Below are 16,527 nucleotides of genomic sequence, written 5' to 3' on the forward strand. Positions count from 1 at the left end.
TAGGCAGCGAGAGAAACACACAGGACATTTCCGCGCCGGCGACTGAAAGGCGACAAGCTACTGCCTTTCCTGAATCCGCCCTTTTTCCTACATTTCATAGCTGATTCGATGCGGCTCACACCGGTGAGCCCCTCGCACCTTTCCCTCATCACCCAAGAGGTAGCTCATGCGTCTTGCGACATCGTCCATCCGCAGTTCTCACACCGGATTACTCTCTTTCCTCACTGTCCTCCTCATTCTTGTCGCTTCCTTCACGTCACTGCATGCGCAGCAGTTCCGGCGCCAGGTAGTTGCGGACGAAGTATTTGCGACACCTGCGCGCAACTCCCTCGCAAAAACCACCCCCGTGGAATCCCCATCGGTGATCACCCTCGCTCTGCGCGAGCGCGCAACCGATGCGTTGCGTTCCGCCGGCAGCATGCTGTTGCGTGACTTCCCCATCCCCGACGGCTCCAAGGCGGATCTCCGACTGACGGAGTTCCGCGTCTTCGCACCCGATGCCGAGTTCTGGTCACGCACCTCCGCGGGGGACGTTCGCAGGCCCACGCCGATGATGAGTTTTTATCGCGGAGAAGTAGCGAATGAGCCGGGATCGTTCGTGTACATGGCAATCGGCAAGCACGATATATCGGGAACAATCCAGCGGAGCGGCGTGGAGTACAGTTTCACGACCATGATTGATGTTCCCATGCCGTCGGACAACGAGCGCTTGCTGCACATCTATCAGAACACCGAGGAGATGTCCTATTATCACTGCGGTGTGGACGACGATGCGATGATTGATGAGTACCTTCGCAACATGCCCAAACAACTTTCGGCCGGGACTATGGCACTCGACACCCTCGTCGCGAAAATCGCTGTGGAAGCCGATCACGAGGCCTATCAACACTTCAAGACAGTCGACGCCACCGAGACGTACATCAACACGCTCATGGGCCATGTGACGGCGATATACGAACGCGACGTCGCCATCACGCTTCAGATCAGCTACATGCGCACCTGGGAAACGCCCGATCCCTACAGCGCAGCCAGTGACGATGCCGCTTTGAATACGTTCACAGATTACTGGGGCGCGAATATGGGTCATGTGGACCGAACTCTCGCCCAGCTCATCTCCCGCAAGCGGATTTCCGCCGACGGCGTCTCGCAGGGACTCGCGTGGGTCAATCAGCTTTGCAGTAAAACCCGCGGCTACGCATTTACCAAGCTGTCCGCAAACAACAGCTGGATCAGCGGGCACACCGGTGTATGGGCGCATGAAATCGGTCACAACTTCGGGTCGCCGCACACGCATTCCTGTCTCTGGAATCCGCCGATAGATTCCTGCTACACGGCCGAACCCGTACGTGGTCAGGCGCCGTGCTTTTCCAGCAGCGACATTCATCTGATCCTCGGTGGAGGCGAGATGATGAGTTACTGCCATATGCGCTTCGGGGGCTCGGCGAAGCAGAACATTTTCCGCAACAGGACGGGCGCCCTCGTCCGCGGCCGCGCCGAAGCCGCATTGTGCATGAACGTCACCAGTACCGTGCGCAATCTGACCCTCATGTCGCCCACAGGCGGCGAGGAGCGATGTGGCGGAAGCACCCTGGAAATCACCTGGGAGGCGCAGGGGAATAACGACTTCTCCATTCTGCTCTCCAGCGACGGAGGCGCGACCTACGACAAGGTGCTTGTGTCGGATATCCCGCGCTCCGTCCGTTCGTGGACCTGGAACATCCCGAACGACCAGCCCGTCGGGACGCAGTACCGCATCAAGATTCAGGACAACAAGCTCCCGGAACTTGTTGACGCGATGGACGCCGATTTCACGATAACGCTGGGAACGCAAATCACCGATCAGGTGAAATGGCGCAATGTGTGCGTTGGCGAAGGTGCATGGTTCTATGTACGCGCCACCGGTTCCGGGACCCTGCGCTATCAGTGGAAGAAAAATGGTCAGAACATCGACGGCGAGACGCGCGACGAATTGCAGTTGCAGAACCTCCAGACGTCCGACAATCTCAGCGAATTCACCTGTGTCGTTACGGGCGACTGCGGTTCAGCGGAATCCGAGCCGGCGTTATTGAAGGTCTTTACGAGCGCGGTCATCACCCGCGACCTGGAAAATGACACGACCTGTATCGGCGGAAGCGCCACGTTTTCGCTCGAGGCGGAGGGTTCGAATCTGTCCTACAAATGGTTCTATCGCAGCGTCACCGGCGTGAACAAGGAGTTTCCGGTCAACGCACCCGAACTCACCATTCAGAATGTGCAACAGAGTGATTTCGGCTCGTACTGGTGTGAAGTGAACAGCTCCTGTGGGAAAAGCACCTCAAAGACGCGTTTTCTGATTGTTCCGGCTACGGCGATAAACGTGCTGCAGCCTGGCGTATGGGACATGGTCATTCCCGCGGGCAGCCAATACAAAATCGGTTGGAAGCACTTCTGCGTGAATTCCGTGAAAATCGAGTACTCCATTGACGGCGGCACGCAATGGCTCCCCATCACCGGAAGTTTCGATGCCGACGCAGGTGAATACCTCTGGAATGTGCCGAAGGTCGAGGCCGAACAATGCTTCGTTCGTGTTAGCAATGCGGACAATACCGCGCTTACCGGGATGTCCAAGCAGTTCAAGATCCGGAATGCCCCGGTCTTCACGCTGGAAATCCCGAACGTCGGTTTCGGTTGGGTGGATGTCGGAAGCACTTCGTCAAAGCCGCTCGTCATTCAGAATACCGGTCTGGCAGATCTCCAGATAAGCGCGGCCACCATCAGCGGAAGTGCGGAAGTTTCCGTCACTACGGCGATGCCGCTGACAATCGCTCCCGGCACAAGCGGCGAATTGATGCTGGAATACACACCGACAGCACCGGAGCCTATGAGCGCCACGATGCGCGTTGTACACAACGCCGCGGGAAGTCCTGATACCATCGAGGTCTTCGGCGAGGGGTATATTGCGACATCGACGCCGTCGCTGATCCGGCCCACACAGCTGTCGCTGCTCCAGAGCTATCCGAATCCCATTCCGTCCGGTTCTCCCGCGACCTTCCGCTTCGATCTTCCGAAAAGCGGATCACTGACGCTCACCGCATACTCGCTGCTCGGATCGGAGGCTAAGATCCTTTATTCCGGCAATCGCGCAGCGGGGACGCATAACCTCACTCTCGGCATGCACGATCTGCCTGCGGGCGCATGGATCATCCGTCTCACCACCCCCGAAGGTTCGGTGTCCCGCATGATACATATTCTCCGTTGAACTGCATGTAGCTCAGCACAGGGGCGGCTCACGGGCCGCCCCTTTTGGTTTTCGCGGATGGGCGGCGAGGTGAAAAGTGAAGGATGAAAGGAAAAGCGCAACATAATCGTGAATCGGGAATCGTTCATCGGTCCGCCCAAGCGGAGGGAATCGGGAATCGTTAACCAGAGCTGTCGTCAGCCTCAGGCTGAGCTTGGAAGGTCCTGGTTAGGCGCGTGCGTACCCCAACTGCCTTTGAAGGGTACAGGAGGCGTCGCCCTTCGGGCTCAACGCGTCGTTTAACGTTTCACGTTTAACTCTTCCCTTCACTTTTCACGTTTCATATTTCAATCTTCACTTCCTCATTCCCCGCCGGGTACGACCTCAAGGCGCATAGGGCCCGTCGAGAGGATCCACGCCGCGAAGGAAGGCCTCGGCACGGGAAAGATCGAGTGTCGTGCCGAGAAGAAACAGCTTGTCGCCGCCTTGTATGGGTGTGTCGGGATCGGGATTGGGTTGTGTTTCATTCCCATGCTGTATCGCCAGCACCGATACTCCAAAGCGTGCGCGGAGCTCGAGGGTGCGCAACGTTTCTCCCAGGGCGGGTGATTCATCGGAGATTGCGGCGCTGCAGATGTCGAAATCCGGTAACGGCAGTGCTTCGCTTCTTCGGGTTCCGGCACCACGAAAGGTTTCGTATCCATCAGACCGAAGGTCGGCGATCATGCGCTCGATTTCGTGACGCGGAAGCAAGTAGCGCCGCAGGACACGCGCGAAAATCTCCACGGCGGTCTCGAATTCCTCCGGAATCACCTCGTCCGCTCCGAGGTTATACAGATGCGGGACTTCGCTGACGAATCGCGTCCGCACTATGAGGGAGCTGGTCGCATTATGTGCGCGGACACGCTCCGTGATGCGCGCGGTAGCGGCGGGATCGGAAATGGCCACCACGATGACGCGCGCGGTCGCCGCGCCCGCATGCAGCAGGACGGCATCCTGTGTGGCATCGCCGAACATGATGTTGACGCCGGCACGCGCCTCTCTGCGCACCGTGTCCGGATTCATTTCGATAACTGTGTAGGGAATGCCTGCGGAGAGAGCTGCTGTCACCAGGTTGCGCCCATTGAGCCCGTAGCCGATCACCAACAGGCCGTCGCGGCCTGCCGATGTCTTTTCGGGGGCTTTGTCCGTCCCGCCAAAAACTGTCGCGAGCTTTTCCGCCACAACCGGTGCGATAGCCATGAGCAGCGGTGTGAGTCCCATGCTGAGAATGGCCACGGCGAGAAACAATTGATAATCCGAGGCCCCGAGCAATCCCTGCTTCACGCCGACGCGCGAGAGCACGAACGAAAACTCCCCTACCTGCGCCAGACTGAAACCGGTGAGTATTGCGGTGCGCGTCGGATATCCCAGCAGAAGAATCACCCCGGCGGCGAGAACAAGTTTCCCGAGAACGACGATGAGCGTAATCGCGGCGACGATGAAGGGGTGCTCGAGGACATTCGCCGGATCCAGCAACATTCCGATGGAAACGAAAAAAATGCTCGTGAACAGGTCCCGAAAGGGAATGACATTCCCCAATGCCTGATGACTGTATTCGGAGTCCGCGATGAGCAGCCCCGCGAGGAACGCGCCCAGGGCAAGAGAGAGGCCCGCAATAGACGTGAGCCACGCCACCGCGAAGCACATGGCGACGATAAAAAGGAGGAACAACTCCCTGTTGCGCGTCGCCGATATGCGATGCAGCACGAAAGGCATCACATAGCGTGCCGCCACGATTACCGCAATAACCACGACGACGCTCTTCAACAGCAACATCAATAGCTCGCTGCCGATCGCGTCGCCCGATCCGCCCGCCAGCAACGGAGTGAACAGCATCATCGGCACGATGATAATGTCCTGAAAAATCAATATCCCCAGCGTTGCCCGACCATGCGGACTGTCTATTTCACCTGACGACTGCATGCTCTTGAGCACAATAGCGGTGCTGCTGAGGGCTATCAGGAAACCCGCGAAAACGGATACCGCGATGCTTTGTCCCGTCAGAGCAGAGATCAATCCTGTGCACAGCAGCGTCACGAGAACCTGCAGGCCGCCACCGCCCAGCACGCTTCGCCGCATGCGCAAAAGCTCCCGCGGTGCAAGCTCCAGCCCTATCGTGAACATCAGCAAAATGACGCCGACTTCGGCCAGAAGCTCCACGGCGTGCACATCACGCACCGCTCCGAACACTCCGGGACCCGCCAGAACACCGGTGACCAGAAAACCGATGATAGCGGGGACCCGCAGCCAATGGAACACCGACACCACGGCTGTGGACAAGGCGACGATAACGACAAGATCTGTGAGAAGCTGCATGTATCGTGGAATATAGAATTACGATTCCACAAAAATACACAAACGCCGCTCATTCGCGCCATGACACTCTCCCCTCTCTGTATCCTCCGCATTCCCCGCCCCCCACTCTGTGTCCTCTGTGTTCCCCTCTGTGTCCTCTGTGTTCCCCCCCGGTTGAGAAAGTACTGGTCAGTCTCTATCTTAAACCGTTCGAGATTCTATGAAGCATTGCGGAATCCTATGACCCCTGATACCTGGTTTGCACCGGCCGAACGCGCCCCGATTGACGCGGTGCGTCGCATGCACGACGACCTTATGCAGGAGCTGCATTTTCAGGACATGCTCGAGGCCTTCCCTTCGCCGGTGGCGGTATTGAATCGGGAGCGGCAAATCGTCGCCTGTAACGGCAGATTCGCCGACGCCGTACCACGCGGACATGATGAGTCCTTGCTGGGTCTGCGCGTCGGTGAATCCATCGGCTGCGTCACCGTTGCGGATGCACCGGGAGGCTGCGGGACGGGACAGGGCTGTCGGCTGTGCGGTGCCGTCATCGCCATGCTGCAGGCGCAGCAGGGAGAGACGGGCGTGCAGGAATGCCGTATCAACGCGCAGTTAGACGGCGTAACCGTACCTCTGGATTATCGCGTGCTCGCCGTGCCGCTCACCGTGCGTGATCACACCATCACCGTACTTTCACTCGTGGACATCAGCGACGAGAAACGCCGAAGCATACTGGAACGGATGTTTTTTCACGACGTGCTCAATACGGCATCCGGTGTTCGCTCTGTTGCCGAGTTGTATCACCTCGTCAGCGACAACGAGCGCAACGCGCTGATAGCGGATCTGGAGAATCTCTCGACGCAGCTCATTGAAGAAATCATCGCACACAGGGATCTCCTGGCCGCGGAGCGCAACGAGCTGCGCGCACGACTGCAGCCGACGCTGCCGCATGAAATGCTCCGCCACATCGAAGCCCTGTACCGCTATCATTCCCTTGCTCACGGAAAGACCATCCGGTCAATCGCGGACGCCAATCTCCCTCCCGTGGACACCGATCCCGCACTTCTGGGGCGTGTGCTCGGCAATCTGTTGAAAAACGCCCTCGAAGCCAGCACGGATGGCGATGTGGTGACCTTGCGGGGTGTTCGTGAAAATGACGATATCCTGTTCAGCGTCCATAATACCGGGACTATGCCCGATGATGTCAAACTGCAGGTGTTCCAACGGTCGTTCAGCACCAAGGCGAAGGATCGCGGCGTCGGCACGTACAGCGCCCGACTGCTCACGGAGCGCATGTTGGGTGGACGCATCTGGTTTACGTCCTCCGCGGAAGATGGTACGACCTTCACCGTCGCCATCCCGCTTTCTGTTTCACCTTACACCGATGATGAGTAGCACAATGATGATCACTGCGGCGGAATTGAAAACGAGAATACTCACGCTCCATGGGAGCGCATTGGAGATGAGTGACGAAGAAATTGACGGCATAGACACCGCCGCTCTGACGGAGGTACTCGATGAGTACGGCTCGAGTGTTCTCATGCTGCTTCCGCCGCGAGAACGCGTATTCATGGAATGGCTGAAGGACGCCGATCCCGCAGTCTTCACCGACCTGTGGGGAGACGACACACCCGTCGTATCTCTGCATTTTATCGAAGCGTTCAAGCGTGCGGACAGAGGGTTCGTCATTTGCGAACTCGAGGCCTGTGACAATTATTATTTCACGGACCGCCACATTAAACCGGAAGCACGGGATAACCTTCCCGGCATACTCGACCGCGCGGGCGCCGGGCAGCAGCTCAGCATCGGCGAGGTGTTACTGTTCGAAATCCTGCAACAACCCATAGATATCTGGCATTTTTGCTACAAATACGGCGTTTCGGTCGAAAAGGGGAAGTCCGCTGTCGAGGAACTGGCAGGGCATGACTGGCTCGTTCATCTGACGGCACGCGAGGACCTCGCGAAGTACATCGACGCATAATCATCCCTGACCAGCGTTCCGGGCGGGCAAGGGAGAGCCGGCGGTCAATTTTTGAGGGATGAGAAAGGGACTTGACCGCGTATGTGAAATGGCGTATGTTTCTACTTGTACCTTTCGGCCCCCCCTAATTCAGGCGTTCCGCACCTAAACTAATACTGCGTTTCATCCACAGCTTACATTTGGAGAAGCTCCATGAAGAAAAGCGTTTCTGTTTTCTTTCTTTCCTGTGCAGTGATGCTGCTCTCGTTGAACACCGCGTTCGCGAAGGGTGGGCACACCGACAGCGATGGTCCCTTTGTCCCGATGTCCTCCGTTGCACTCGCGAAAAGCGGGCCTGCGGATGTCATGGGTCAATGGTCTACCCGCGCGGACATTCCCACCGCGATGGGGTACAACACCGCCGTGTACTACAATAACGCGATATACAATTTCTCGGGTTTGACAGCGACCGCTCTGTTGTCGACGGTGTACAAACTTGATTTGACATCGAACACCTGGGACCAGGTCGCAAACATGCCCAAACCCCGCGCGCTTGCCATGTCCGTGGTGATTGATAACATGATTTATCTGATCGGCGGTTACAGCACTGGTAGTCCGTTTACCACGGAAGGCACTGTGCTGGTGTTCGATCCCGCGACCAACCGATTCACGGAAAAAGCACGCATGCCGGTACCGGTGTTTGCCGCCGGCTACTTCGTGCATGAAGGCCGCATCTGGGTTCTCGGCGGCGGTACGACCAGTTTCCAGGCCCAGACCGACGTCGTTCAGATTTACGACCCAGCATCGGATACCTGGACCCAGTCGAATTCCAAGCTTCCCCGCTCTCTCCGTTCCTTCTCTGCAGTGAACATCAAAGGAACACCGTTCATTGTCGGCGGCTATGCGGTCGTTGGCACGCAGGGACAGTTTTTCGGACAAATGTACAAGGGTACCATCAACGGTGACGACCTGACCTGGACGCAGCTTGCGGACTTCCCCGGCGGCGCCATCATGCGTCATTCCATGGGCACCGACGGCAATATCCTCTACCTGACCGGTGGGTACACTACGATCACAGCGCAGACTGGCGTCATGTCCAATCTCAGCTGGGCCTACAATCCCCTAGTGGACGGCTGGAGAGGCGAACTCATGAAGCCGACAGCCGTATCTTACGGATCGAATCTGCTCTACGACGGCGACAAAACCTTGTATCAGGTTGCGGGTCAGACGAGCGGCGGTGCGTATGTCAAAGCCGTCGAAGCGTATGATTTCCAGGCCGCTTCGAAGCCCACAGCCCTGCTTTCCGCTACGGGTACAACGTTCTGGGCCAAGCGCACCAGTACATACAACAATGGCTTCTATGTTGGTAACACCGGCGGCGAAGAATTGACCTGGAGCGCCGCTGTTTCACCGAACGCGTCCACATGGATGAACATGAGCGGCCTGACCAGCGGTAAGCTCACGCCGGGCGGTCAGTCTCTCATTGCTTTCACCGTCAATCCGAATTCCCTCACCGAAGGCCAGCACACCGGTACCATCGAAGTGACGACCAACGATCCGGACAACGCGACGCTCACGTACACTGTGCAAATCACTGTGCAGGAGCTGGACGTTGACGAGCCTTCGAATGTGTTGATCGAGCAATACACCGGCATCTGGTGCCAATGGTGTCCGTATGGCGCGGACTCCCTCGCCGCGGTCATCGGGCGTCTCGGCAATCGCGTTGTCCGCACTTCCTGGCACGACAGTGATCCCATGGAAATCACCGCGTGGGAAACGATGAACAACTTCATCGGCGTCACCGGATTCCCGACCGCGTCGATCAACCGCATCACCTGGCCTGGCAACAATGCGATTCCCGTGAGCCGTGGTGATTGGGGTAATTACGCAACATTTGTCGTGAACAATCTGCGTGCGCCAGTCGGTATCGATGTGATGGAAAAATCCTACAACCCCGCGACAAAGCAACTCAGCTTCAAGGTTAAGGTGTTCTTCCATCAGGGCATCAATGCGGATCTGCGCCTGAACGCGCTTATCACTGAAGACGGTCTGAATTACGAGCAGGTCAAGTACACGTCCAGCGGCAACATCCGTGTGAATCCGTACTATCACTATGCCGTTGTCCGCGGCATCTGGCCCGATGTGCAGGGCATGCCCCTCTCGACGAGCAATACTTTTGCCACGCAAAGCGAAGTCATCAAGGAGTTCAGCTTCACTTCGCCGCATGGTGTGGATGACAGCACACACATTGTCGTGTATGTCCACCGCCTGAACGGCAGCAACCCGGGTCCCGTGCAGCAAAGCTACAGCGAACCCCTCATGCTCGGTATCACCGATGTGGAAAAAGCGCCGGCACCGGGTGAATTCGTCCTCCATCAGAACTATCCGAATCCTTTCAATCCCAGCACGACCATCAGCTTCGCGCTGCCGGTTCGCTCGGATGTCAAGATCAATCTCACGGACGCCTTGGGCCGTTCGCTTGGCTCCATCGTCAACGGCAGCTACGAAGCCGGATCGCACAGCGTGCTCTTCGACGCCAGCGAGCTGCCATCCGGCAATTACTTCATCACCATGATCTCCGGCGACGTGGTGCTCACCCGCAGCATGACGCTGATGAAGTAACACGCTCTCGTATCCTTTTTTCCGCAGCGCCTCCGGGTTTTCCGGGGGCGCTGCTGTTAGGAGCGGAGAGCAGAGACAGCGGAGAGCGGAGAGCAAAGAGCGGAGAGTACGGCCTTGCACGTCGAACGTACGAGCGACGCATCCAGATATCGCAACTCATTTTCAGGGGATTGTGCAATTCGGATGTCGGCGCAACAAATTGAAACGATAGACACTCGCAGCCGAAGCCCGGTTCGTGTGCGGACTTCCTTGTCTTGTGCGGACATTCTCTCTGCTCTCTGCTCTCTGCTCTTCGCTCTCTCTGCTCTCTGCTCTTCGCTCTCTATGCTCTCAACCCGGCATTCACTATTTTTCCTGTTGTCCGGTTGCTACACACCGGCGGTGAAATCATGACCACAGTACGACTCAACGAGATTTTTCACAGCATACAGGGTGAGGGCAGCAGGGCGGGCCTGCCCTGCGTGTTCGTGCGCCTGCATGGCTGCGGCTTGCGCTGCTTCTGGTGCGACACACCTTATGCGCTCGACCATAAGAACGGCGGCGAGGTTCTTCCACTCGACGAGGTCATTGCGCGGGTGGAATCCTTCGGATGCAATTTCGTGGAACTCACGGGCGGCGAGCCGCTCGAGCAGGAAGGTGCGTTCGAACTGATGACAGAGCTCTGCGATCGCGGTCACACTGTGGCGGTGGAAACAGGCGGACATGTGGACATCAGCCGTGTGGATTCGCGCGTCATCGTGATTCTGGATCTCAAATGTCCTGCTTCCGGGATGACGAAGAAAAATCGCCTCGCCAACCTGGAGTATCTCAAGCCGACGGATGAGGTGAAGTTCGTTATCGCGGACAGAGCGGATTACGAGTGGGCGTGCGATCTTATGAAAACGGAGCGCATCGGAACGCGCTGCGGTGAAGTGCTGTTTTCACCGGTGTTCGGCTCAATCGAAGCGGCGGATCTGGCGCGATGGATACTGGATGATCGATTGCGTGTGCGCATGCAATTGCAGCTGCACAAATTCATCTGGCATCCCGACACCCGCGGTGTGTAGACGCGCCGCCGGCGCACAGGTGCGAGAAACGGTTTTCACGAAACTTCGCGGGTAGCCACGGAAGTCATACCGGACCGGACAGTCGCACTCTCTTACCGACATTATCATCACAAGGATACATTCATGGCGGAACTCGTCACTTTCGAAAACAAATATCCCGGCCGCGATTACCTAATCACACATGTGAATCCGGAGTTCACCTCGGTCTGCCCCGTGACGGGACTGCCGGATTTCGCGACCATTACCATTCAGTACATCGCCGATACGCTGTGCATTGAGCTGAAGTCGCTCAAGTATTACTACCTTGGTTTCAGAAATCAGGGCATTTATTTCGAATCGTCCGTGAATCAGATCCTCGACGATCTCGTCGCCGTTTGCGCGCCGCGGTACATGAAGGTTATCGGCGAATTCAATACGCGGGGCGGCATACACTCCGTCGTCGAGACCGAGTATGTGAAGCCGGGCTGGTCGCCCGCAAAATGATCATCTTCCAGAATACCGTGTAACTCATGACAAGCAACACGCGGCCGCGACCCCTCGCCGTGGTACTGGCGAGCGGCGGTATGGATTCCTGCGTCACCATCGCCATCGCGCAGCAGGATTACGACACGGCTCTCCTGCACGTCAACTACGGACAGCGGACGCAGGCGCGGGAACTGCGCGCGTTTCGCGATATCGCCGCACATTATCGCATTCCCCCGGAACGCCAGCTCATCATATCCATCGAGCACCTTCTGCGCATCGGGGGATCGAGTCTTACCGACACCGAACTGCGCGTTCCCGACGCAGAGGAGCGGCAGGACGGCATACCGAACACCTACGTCCCCTTTCGCAATGCCAACATGTTGAGCATCGCCGTCAGCTGGGCCGAAGTGCTGGGCGCGGAGGCCATATTCGTGGGAGCCGTCGAAGAGGACTCCTCGGGGTATCCCGATTGTCGGGAGGAGTTCTATCAGGCCTATCAACGTGTGATTGAGACCGGCACCAGGTATGAGCGGCCGTTGCTCATACACACCCCGCTGATTCACCTGCGTAAATCAGACATCGTGCGGACGGGAATGCAACTCGGGGCGCCTCTCGAGCTGAGCTGGAGCTGCTATCGCGGCGAACACCGCGCGTGCGGCCGCTGCGAGTCCTGCCACCTGCGTCTCAAGGGCTTCCGCGAAGCCGGCATCGAGGATCCGATTGCGTATGAGTAACAACTGCCGATTAACGATTGTCGAATGTGCTTCTTCCGTGTAGATAATGGGGCGGTCGGAAAATGGTGAAAAGGAAAAAAGGTGAAAAGGTATGAGTGGATGGTAAAATGGTGAAAAGGCAGGAGCGCATCGTATAAAGAAGAAAATTACCGGATGCCCACTACCTTTTCACCTTTTCACCATTTTTCCTTTTCACGGGTAGTGTTACCTCTTCGCCTAACTCGTTGATCAAGCCGTACGTCGTAAATGTTCCCGCCTACGCTCGCTTGTATCAACGGCTGTGCCATTCTCGCATGATGCTTCGGCGGGCAGGCCATCGTACATCGTTGATCGTAAATCGTTGATCGTAAATCCTCAAACGCCGGTTGTTTCCCCCTGCAACCGGAGGTATATTTATTTGATATGCAATTTTGAACCAAGAGGCACATGGAACGCACGCGCAATTTCTGCATTATCGCGCACATTGATCACGGAAAATCCACACTGGCGGATCGTCTGCTGGAGCGCACGGGCGCAATCACACAGCGCGATCTGGTGAACAACCAGGTACTGGACGACATGGATCTGGAGCAGGAACGCGGCATCACCATTAAACTGCATGCCGTGCAGATGCAGTACAAGCACAGCGACGGCCTCGAATACACGCTGAATCTTATCGATACGCCGGGGCACGTCGACTTTTCCTATGAAGTGTCCCGCTCGCTCAATGCCTGCGAAGGCGCCATCCTTGTTGTGGACGCCACGCAGGGCATAGAGGCGCAGACCATTTCGAACCTCTATCTCGCCATCGAAGCGGGTCTCGAGATCATCCCGGTTATTAATAAAGTGGATCTCGCCAGCGCCGAAGTCGAGAAAGTCACGCACAGTATCGTGGATCTCATCGGCTGTGATCCGGAGGACATCATCCCCGCCAGCGCCAAATCCGGCGTCGGTATTGACGAGATTCTCGACGCCGTGGTTAAGCGTGTTCCCGCTCCCAAGGGCGATCCCGAAGCCCCGTTGCAGGCACTGATTTTCGATTCCGTTTTCGACTCCTATCGCGGAGCCATCGTGTACATGCGCGTGGTGCAGGGCACGATACGGGAGGGTGAGCGCATTCGATTTTTCTCCAACGGCAAGGAATTCGAAGTGGAGGAAGTCGGGATATTGCGCCTGAAGCGATTCCGGACCAAAGAACTTTCCGCCGGCAATGTCGGCTATCTCATCGCCGGCATCAAGACTGTCGCAGACACGAATGTCGGCGATACCATCACGAACGTCAAGAATCCCGCCTCCGGTCCTGTACCCGGATACAAGGAAGTGAAGCCCATGGTCTTCTCCGGCATGTATCCGACGGTCAGCGAGGAATTCGAGGAGCTGCGCGACGCACTCGCCAAATTGCGCCTTAACGATTCGTCGCTGATGTACGAACCCGAAACTTCCGCAGCGCTGGGCTTCGGTTTCCGCGCGGGCTTCCTGGGCCTGCTGCACATGGAGATCGTGCAGGAGCGCCTCGAACGGGAATTCGGCATGACCATCATCACGACGGTCCCCAACGTCGAGTATTTCGTCATTCTCAAAAGCGGGGAGCGCGTCGTCATTGACAATCCTTCGATGATGCCGGAAGTCGGAAAAATCGAGTATGTAGAAGAACCCTACATCTCCGCGCAGATCATCACGCCGACGGAGTACCTCGGCAACATCATGAAGCTGTGCATGGAGCGCCGCGGTGTGTATGTGAATACACAGTACATCGATCCCACGCGCGCGGATGTCCACTTCGAGCTGCCGCTGTCCGAGATTATTTTCGATTTCTACGACAAGCTCAAATCCGTGTCGCGCGGCTATGCCTCCTTCGATTACGAATACAAGGATTACCGCGAATCCGACCTCGTCAAGCTCGACATCCTGCTCAACGGCGAACCCGTGGACGCACTGTCGAGCATTGTGCATCGCTCCAAGTCCTACGACTGGGGCCGCCGTTACTGCCGCAAGCTCAAGGATTTGATTCCCCGGCAGATGTTCGAGGTCGTCATTCAAGCGGCGATAGGCAATAAGGTCATAGCCCGCGATGTGGTGAAGGCGCTGCGAAAAAACGTGACCGCCAAATGCTACGGCGGCGATATCTCCCGCAAACGGAAGCTGCTCGAGAAGCAGAAAGAAGGCAAGAAGCGCATGAAGCAGGTCGGTGCGGTGGAAGTACCGCAGGAGGCCTTTCTCGCCGTGCTCTCCATGGACGAGTAGGGGAATATTTCATCCCCGCGTAACTGTACGGCTCATGCCTCGTATTCCGGAAGTTGCCTCTCGAGGTACGACACATTGACGTTTTCTGAAACAGGATATTCGACATGAAGAAATCATTCATCGAAACGCTGAAATCCCTCGGCTTCGCGCTTGTGGCCGTCATCATTCTGAACAGCTTTGTCCTGGCCTCCTTTCAGGTGCCGACAGGATCGATGGAAAACACGGTCATGGCGGGTGATTTCCTGTTCGTGAACAAATTCATCTACGGCGGAACCACTCCCCCGACCATTCCCCTGCTCGGCATTCTTTTCGGCACCGAGATCGAGGTCCCGTATTTCCGCGTTCCCGGTTTCAGCGATCCGGAAAAAGGCGACGTGATCGTCTTCATTTTTCCCGGCTATCGGGACGAGGTGAAAGCGAGCGTTTTTCAATACTACCTGAAACGCTGCGTCGCCACTGCCGGCGACACACTCGCGATAAAGGACAAGCAGGTGTACGTCAACGGGAAAAAATTCGACGATCCCGAGGGTGTGCTGTTCAGCCGGAACCTCGAACCCGCAGGGTATGTCAGTGGCGACATCTTCCCGCGCGGGAAGGAATGGAACCGCGACAATTACGGCCCGCTGCGTATTCCCGCCGAGGGCGACGTCGTTCAACTGAACGCCGAAAACATTCAGGAGTGGGCTACCTTCATCCGGCGTGAAGGACACGAGGTGGATGTACGCGGGACGGATATCCTCATCGACGGCAAGCTTGCGACGTCCTACACGGTGGAGCGCAACTACGTCTTCGGCATGGGCGACAATCGCGACGATTCCCTTGACAGCCGTTTCTGGGGTTTCATTCCTCAGGAGTATGTGATCGGGACACCCATGATCGTGTACTGGTCCATGGATCCGATGATCAACAACATTTTCAAGAAAATCCGCCTCTCCCGCATGTTCACCATTATCGGATGACATGGCCGACGACGAACGCCAGAGCGAAGGAAACGCAGTCGCGGAGAACACTCCGAACGCAGGAGACACCGCGAAAACGACAGACGAGCGCAACAGTGATGTTCCGCGGAAAAATCCGTTGCGCGAATACTGGCGTGTGCTGCTGTTCGCACTGTTCATCGCGCTGTTCCTGAAGGTGTTTTTCATCGAGGCCTTTGGCATTCCCACCCCGTCCATGTCCTCGACGTTGTTGCCGGGGGATTTCCTGTTCGTCAACAAATTCATCTACGGCATACGCTCCCCGCGGACGATTCCGCTTACGAGCATTCGACTTCCGCATGTGACCATTGTGCCCGGGTATTCCTCGCCCGAGCGCGGAGATGTCCTCGTGTTCGAGTTCCCGGGCGAGCGCGCTTCGCTGGAACAGCCGAACGTACTGAATTACGTGAAACGCTGCATCGGCCTGCCCGGCGACACGGTGGAACTTGCCGGAAAGCGCGTGCTGGTCAACGGCGAGCGACTGGAGGATCCGGTTACGGCGCGCTTCCATCCGCATGTGATGGGTCAGGGCGACTTTGACGCGTACATCTATCCCAAAGCGAGCGGCTTCAATCGCGACTGGTGGGGACCGATGGTGGTACCTTACAGCGGAATGGAGATAGACCTGACACTGGAAAACATCGATCACTGGCGACTGTTCATCGAGAGAGAAGGACACGCGGTGCGCTTCACTGCCGAAGGTGCGATACAGGTGGACGGCAATGAGGAAAATTCCTACATCGTGGAGCGTGATTATTTCTTTGTTCTGGGCGACAGCAGGGACGACAGCCAGGACAGCCGATATTGGGGATTCGTACCCGAGCAAAATATCATCGGAAAGGCGATGCTGATTTACTGGTCCTGGGATGCGTACATCCCGCTGAGCAGTCCCATCGAACTGTTCGGCTCCGTGCGCTGGGATCGGGTGTTCAGCATCGTTCGCTGA

11 protein-coding genes are annotated in these 16,527 nt (G+C 57.0%); 10 read left to right on the forward strand and 1 reads right to left on the reverse strand.

Features of this window, described 5'->3' with window-relative positions:
• Positions 1 to 166: 166 nt before the first annotated feature.
• Entirely contained in the window at positions 167 to 3,238 is a 3,072-nt protein-coding gene (locus M5R41_10030) for a M12 family metallo-peptidase (GenBank protein ID MCZ7556725.1), read from the forward strand.
• A gap of 363 nt (positions 3,239 to 3,601) precedes the next feature.
• Here M5R41_10030 and M5R41_10035 read toward each other — a convergent pair whose 3' ends face one another.
• Positions 3,602 to 5,575: a cation:proton antiporter gene (locus M5R41_10035; protein MCZ7556726.1), complete on the reverse strand. Its 1,974-nt coding sequence runs from the start codon at positions 5,573 to 5,575 to the stop codon at positions 3,602 to 3,604.
• A gap of 219 nt (positions 5,576 to 5,794) precedes the next feature.
• Here M5R41_10035 and M5R41_10040 point away from each other — a divergent pair, with 219 nt between their 5' ends.
• From M5R41_10040 to lepB (M5R41_10080), 9 genes are all read left to right on the forward strand, one after another.
• Positions 5,795 to 6,949: an ATP-binding protein gene (locus tag M5R41_10040; GenBank protein MCZ7556727.1), complete on the forward strand. Its 1,155-nt coding sequence runs from the start codon at positions 5,795 to 5,797 to the stop codon at positions 6,947 to 6,949.
• Positions 6,939 to 7,535 (forward strand): hypothetical protein, encoded by a 597-nt coding sequence (locus M5R41_10045; GenBank protein MCZ7556728.1) that lies wholly within the window; start codon positions 6,939 to 6,941, stop codon positions 7,533 to 7,535. Before M5R41_10040 ends, M5R41_10045 begins: the two co-directional genes overlap by 11 nt.
• 192 nt (positions 7,536 to 7,727) lie before the next feature.
• Positions 7,728 to 10,136 (forward strand): Omp28-related outer membrane protein, encoded by a 2,409-nt coding sequence (locus M5R41_10050; GenBank protein ID MCZ7556729.1) that lies wholly within the window; start codon positions 7,728 to 7,730, stop codon positions 10,134 to 10,136.
• A 389-nt stretch (positions 10,137 to 10,525) separates the two neighbouring features.
• The gene (locus tag M5R41_10055) at positions 10,526 to 11,182 is read left to right on the forward strand and encodes a 7-carboxy-7-deazaguanine synthase QueE (protein MCZ7556730.1); all 657 of its coding nucleotides are present in this window, start codon (positions 10,526 to 10,528) and stop codon (positions 11,180 to 11,182) included.
• A gap of 123 nt (positions 11,183 to 11,305) precedes the next feature.
• A complete protein-coding gene (gene queF, locus M5R41_10060; protein MCZ7556731.1) occupies positions 11,306 to 11,665 on the forward strand; it encodes a preQ(1) synthase in 360 nt (119 codons plus the stop codon).
• Between the two features lie 26 nt (positions 11,666 to 11,691).
• A complete protein-coding gene (gene queC, locus M5R41_10065; GenBank protein ID MCZ7556732.1) occupies positions 11,692 to 12,381 on the forward strand; it encodes a 7-cyano-7-deazaguanine synthase QueC in 690 nt (229 codons plus the stop codon).
• Between the two features lie 426 nt (positions 12,382 to 12,807).
• Positions 12,808 to 14,604 carry a translation elongation factor 4 gene (gene lepA / locus M5R41_10070; GenBank protein ID MCZ7556733.1) on the forward strand — a complete coding sequence of 599 codons (1,797 nt, stop codon included), beginning with the start codon at positions 12,808 to 12,810 and terminating at the stop codon, positions 14,602 to 14,604.
• Between the two features lie 104 nt (positions 14,605 to 14,708).
• On the forward strand, positions 14,709 to 15,563 hold the full coding sequence (lepB, locus tag M5R41_10075) for a signal peptidase I (protein MCZ7556734.1): 855 nt from the start codon (positions 14,709 to 14,711) through the stop codon (positions 15,561 to 15,563).
• 1 nt (position 15,564) lies between these two features.
• Entirely contained in the window at positions 15,565 to 16,527 is a 963-nt protein-coding gene (gene lepB / locus M5R41_10080) for a signal peptidase I (protein MCZ7556735.1), read from the forward strand.

The sequence above is a fragment of the Bacteroidia bacterium genome, assembly GCA_027493955.1.
Classification (GTDB): domain Bacteria; phylum Bacteroidota; class Ignavibacteria; order SZUA-365; family SZUA-365; genus JAOSJT01.

Coding starts and splice junctions, on each gene's coding strand:
- M5R41_10030 (MCZ7556725.1), top strand. CDS start 167: ATGCGTCTTGCGACATCGTCCATCCGCAGTTCTCACACCGGATTACTC.
- M5R41_10035 (MCZ7556726.1), bottom strand. CDS start 5,575: ATGCAGCTTCTCACAGATCTTGTCGTTATCGTCGCCTTGTCCACAGCC.
- M5R41_10040 (MCZ7556727.1), top strand. CDS start 5,795: ATGACCCCTGATACCTGGTTTGCACCGGCCGAACGCGCCCCGATTGAC.
- M5R41_10045 (MCZ7556728.1), top strand. CDS start 6,939: ATGATGAGTAGCACAATGATGATCACTGCGGCGGAATTGAAAACGAGA.
- M5R41_10050 (MCZ7556729.1), top strand. CDS start 7,728: ATGAAGAAAAGCGTTTCTGTTTTCTTTCTTTCCTGTGCAGTGATGCTG.
- M5R41_10055 (MCZ7556730.1), top strand. CDS start 10,526: ATGACCACAGTACGACTCAACGAGATTTTTCACAGCATACAGGGTGAG.
- queF (MCZ7556731.1), top strand. CDS start 11,306: ATGGCGGAACTCGTCACTTTCGAAAACAAATATCCCGGCCGCGATTAC.
- queC (MCZ7556732.1), top strand. CDS start 11,692: ATGACAAGCAACACGCGGCCGCGACCCCTCGCCGTGGTACTGGCGAGC.
- lepA (MCZ7556733.1), top strand. CDS start 12,808: ATGGAACGCACGCGCAATTTCTGCATTATCGCGCACATTGATCACGGA.
- lepB (MCZ7556734.1), top strand. CDS start 14,709: ATGAAGAAATCATTCATCGAAACGCTGAAATCCCTCGGCTTCGCGCTT.
- lepB (MCZ7556735.1), top strand. CDS start 15,565: ATGGCCGACGACGAACGCCAGAGCGAAGGAAACGCAGTCGCGGAGAAC.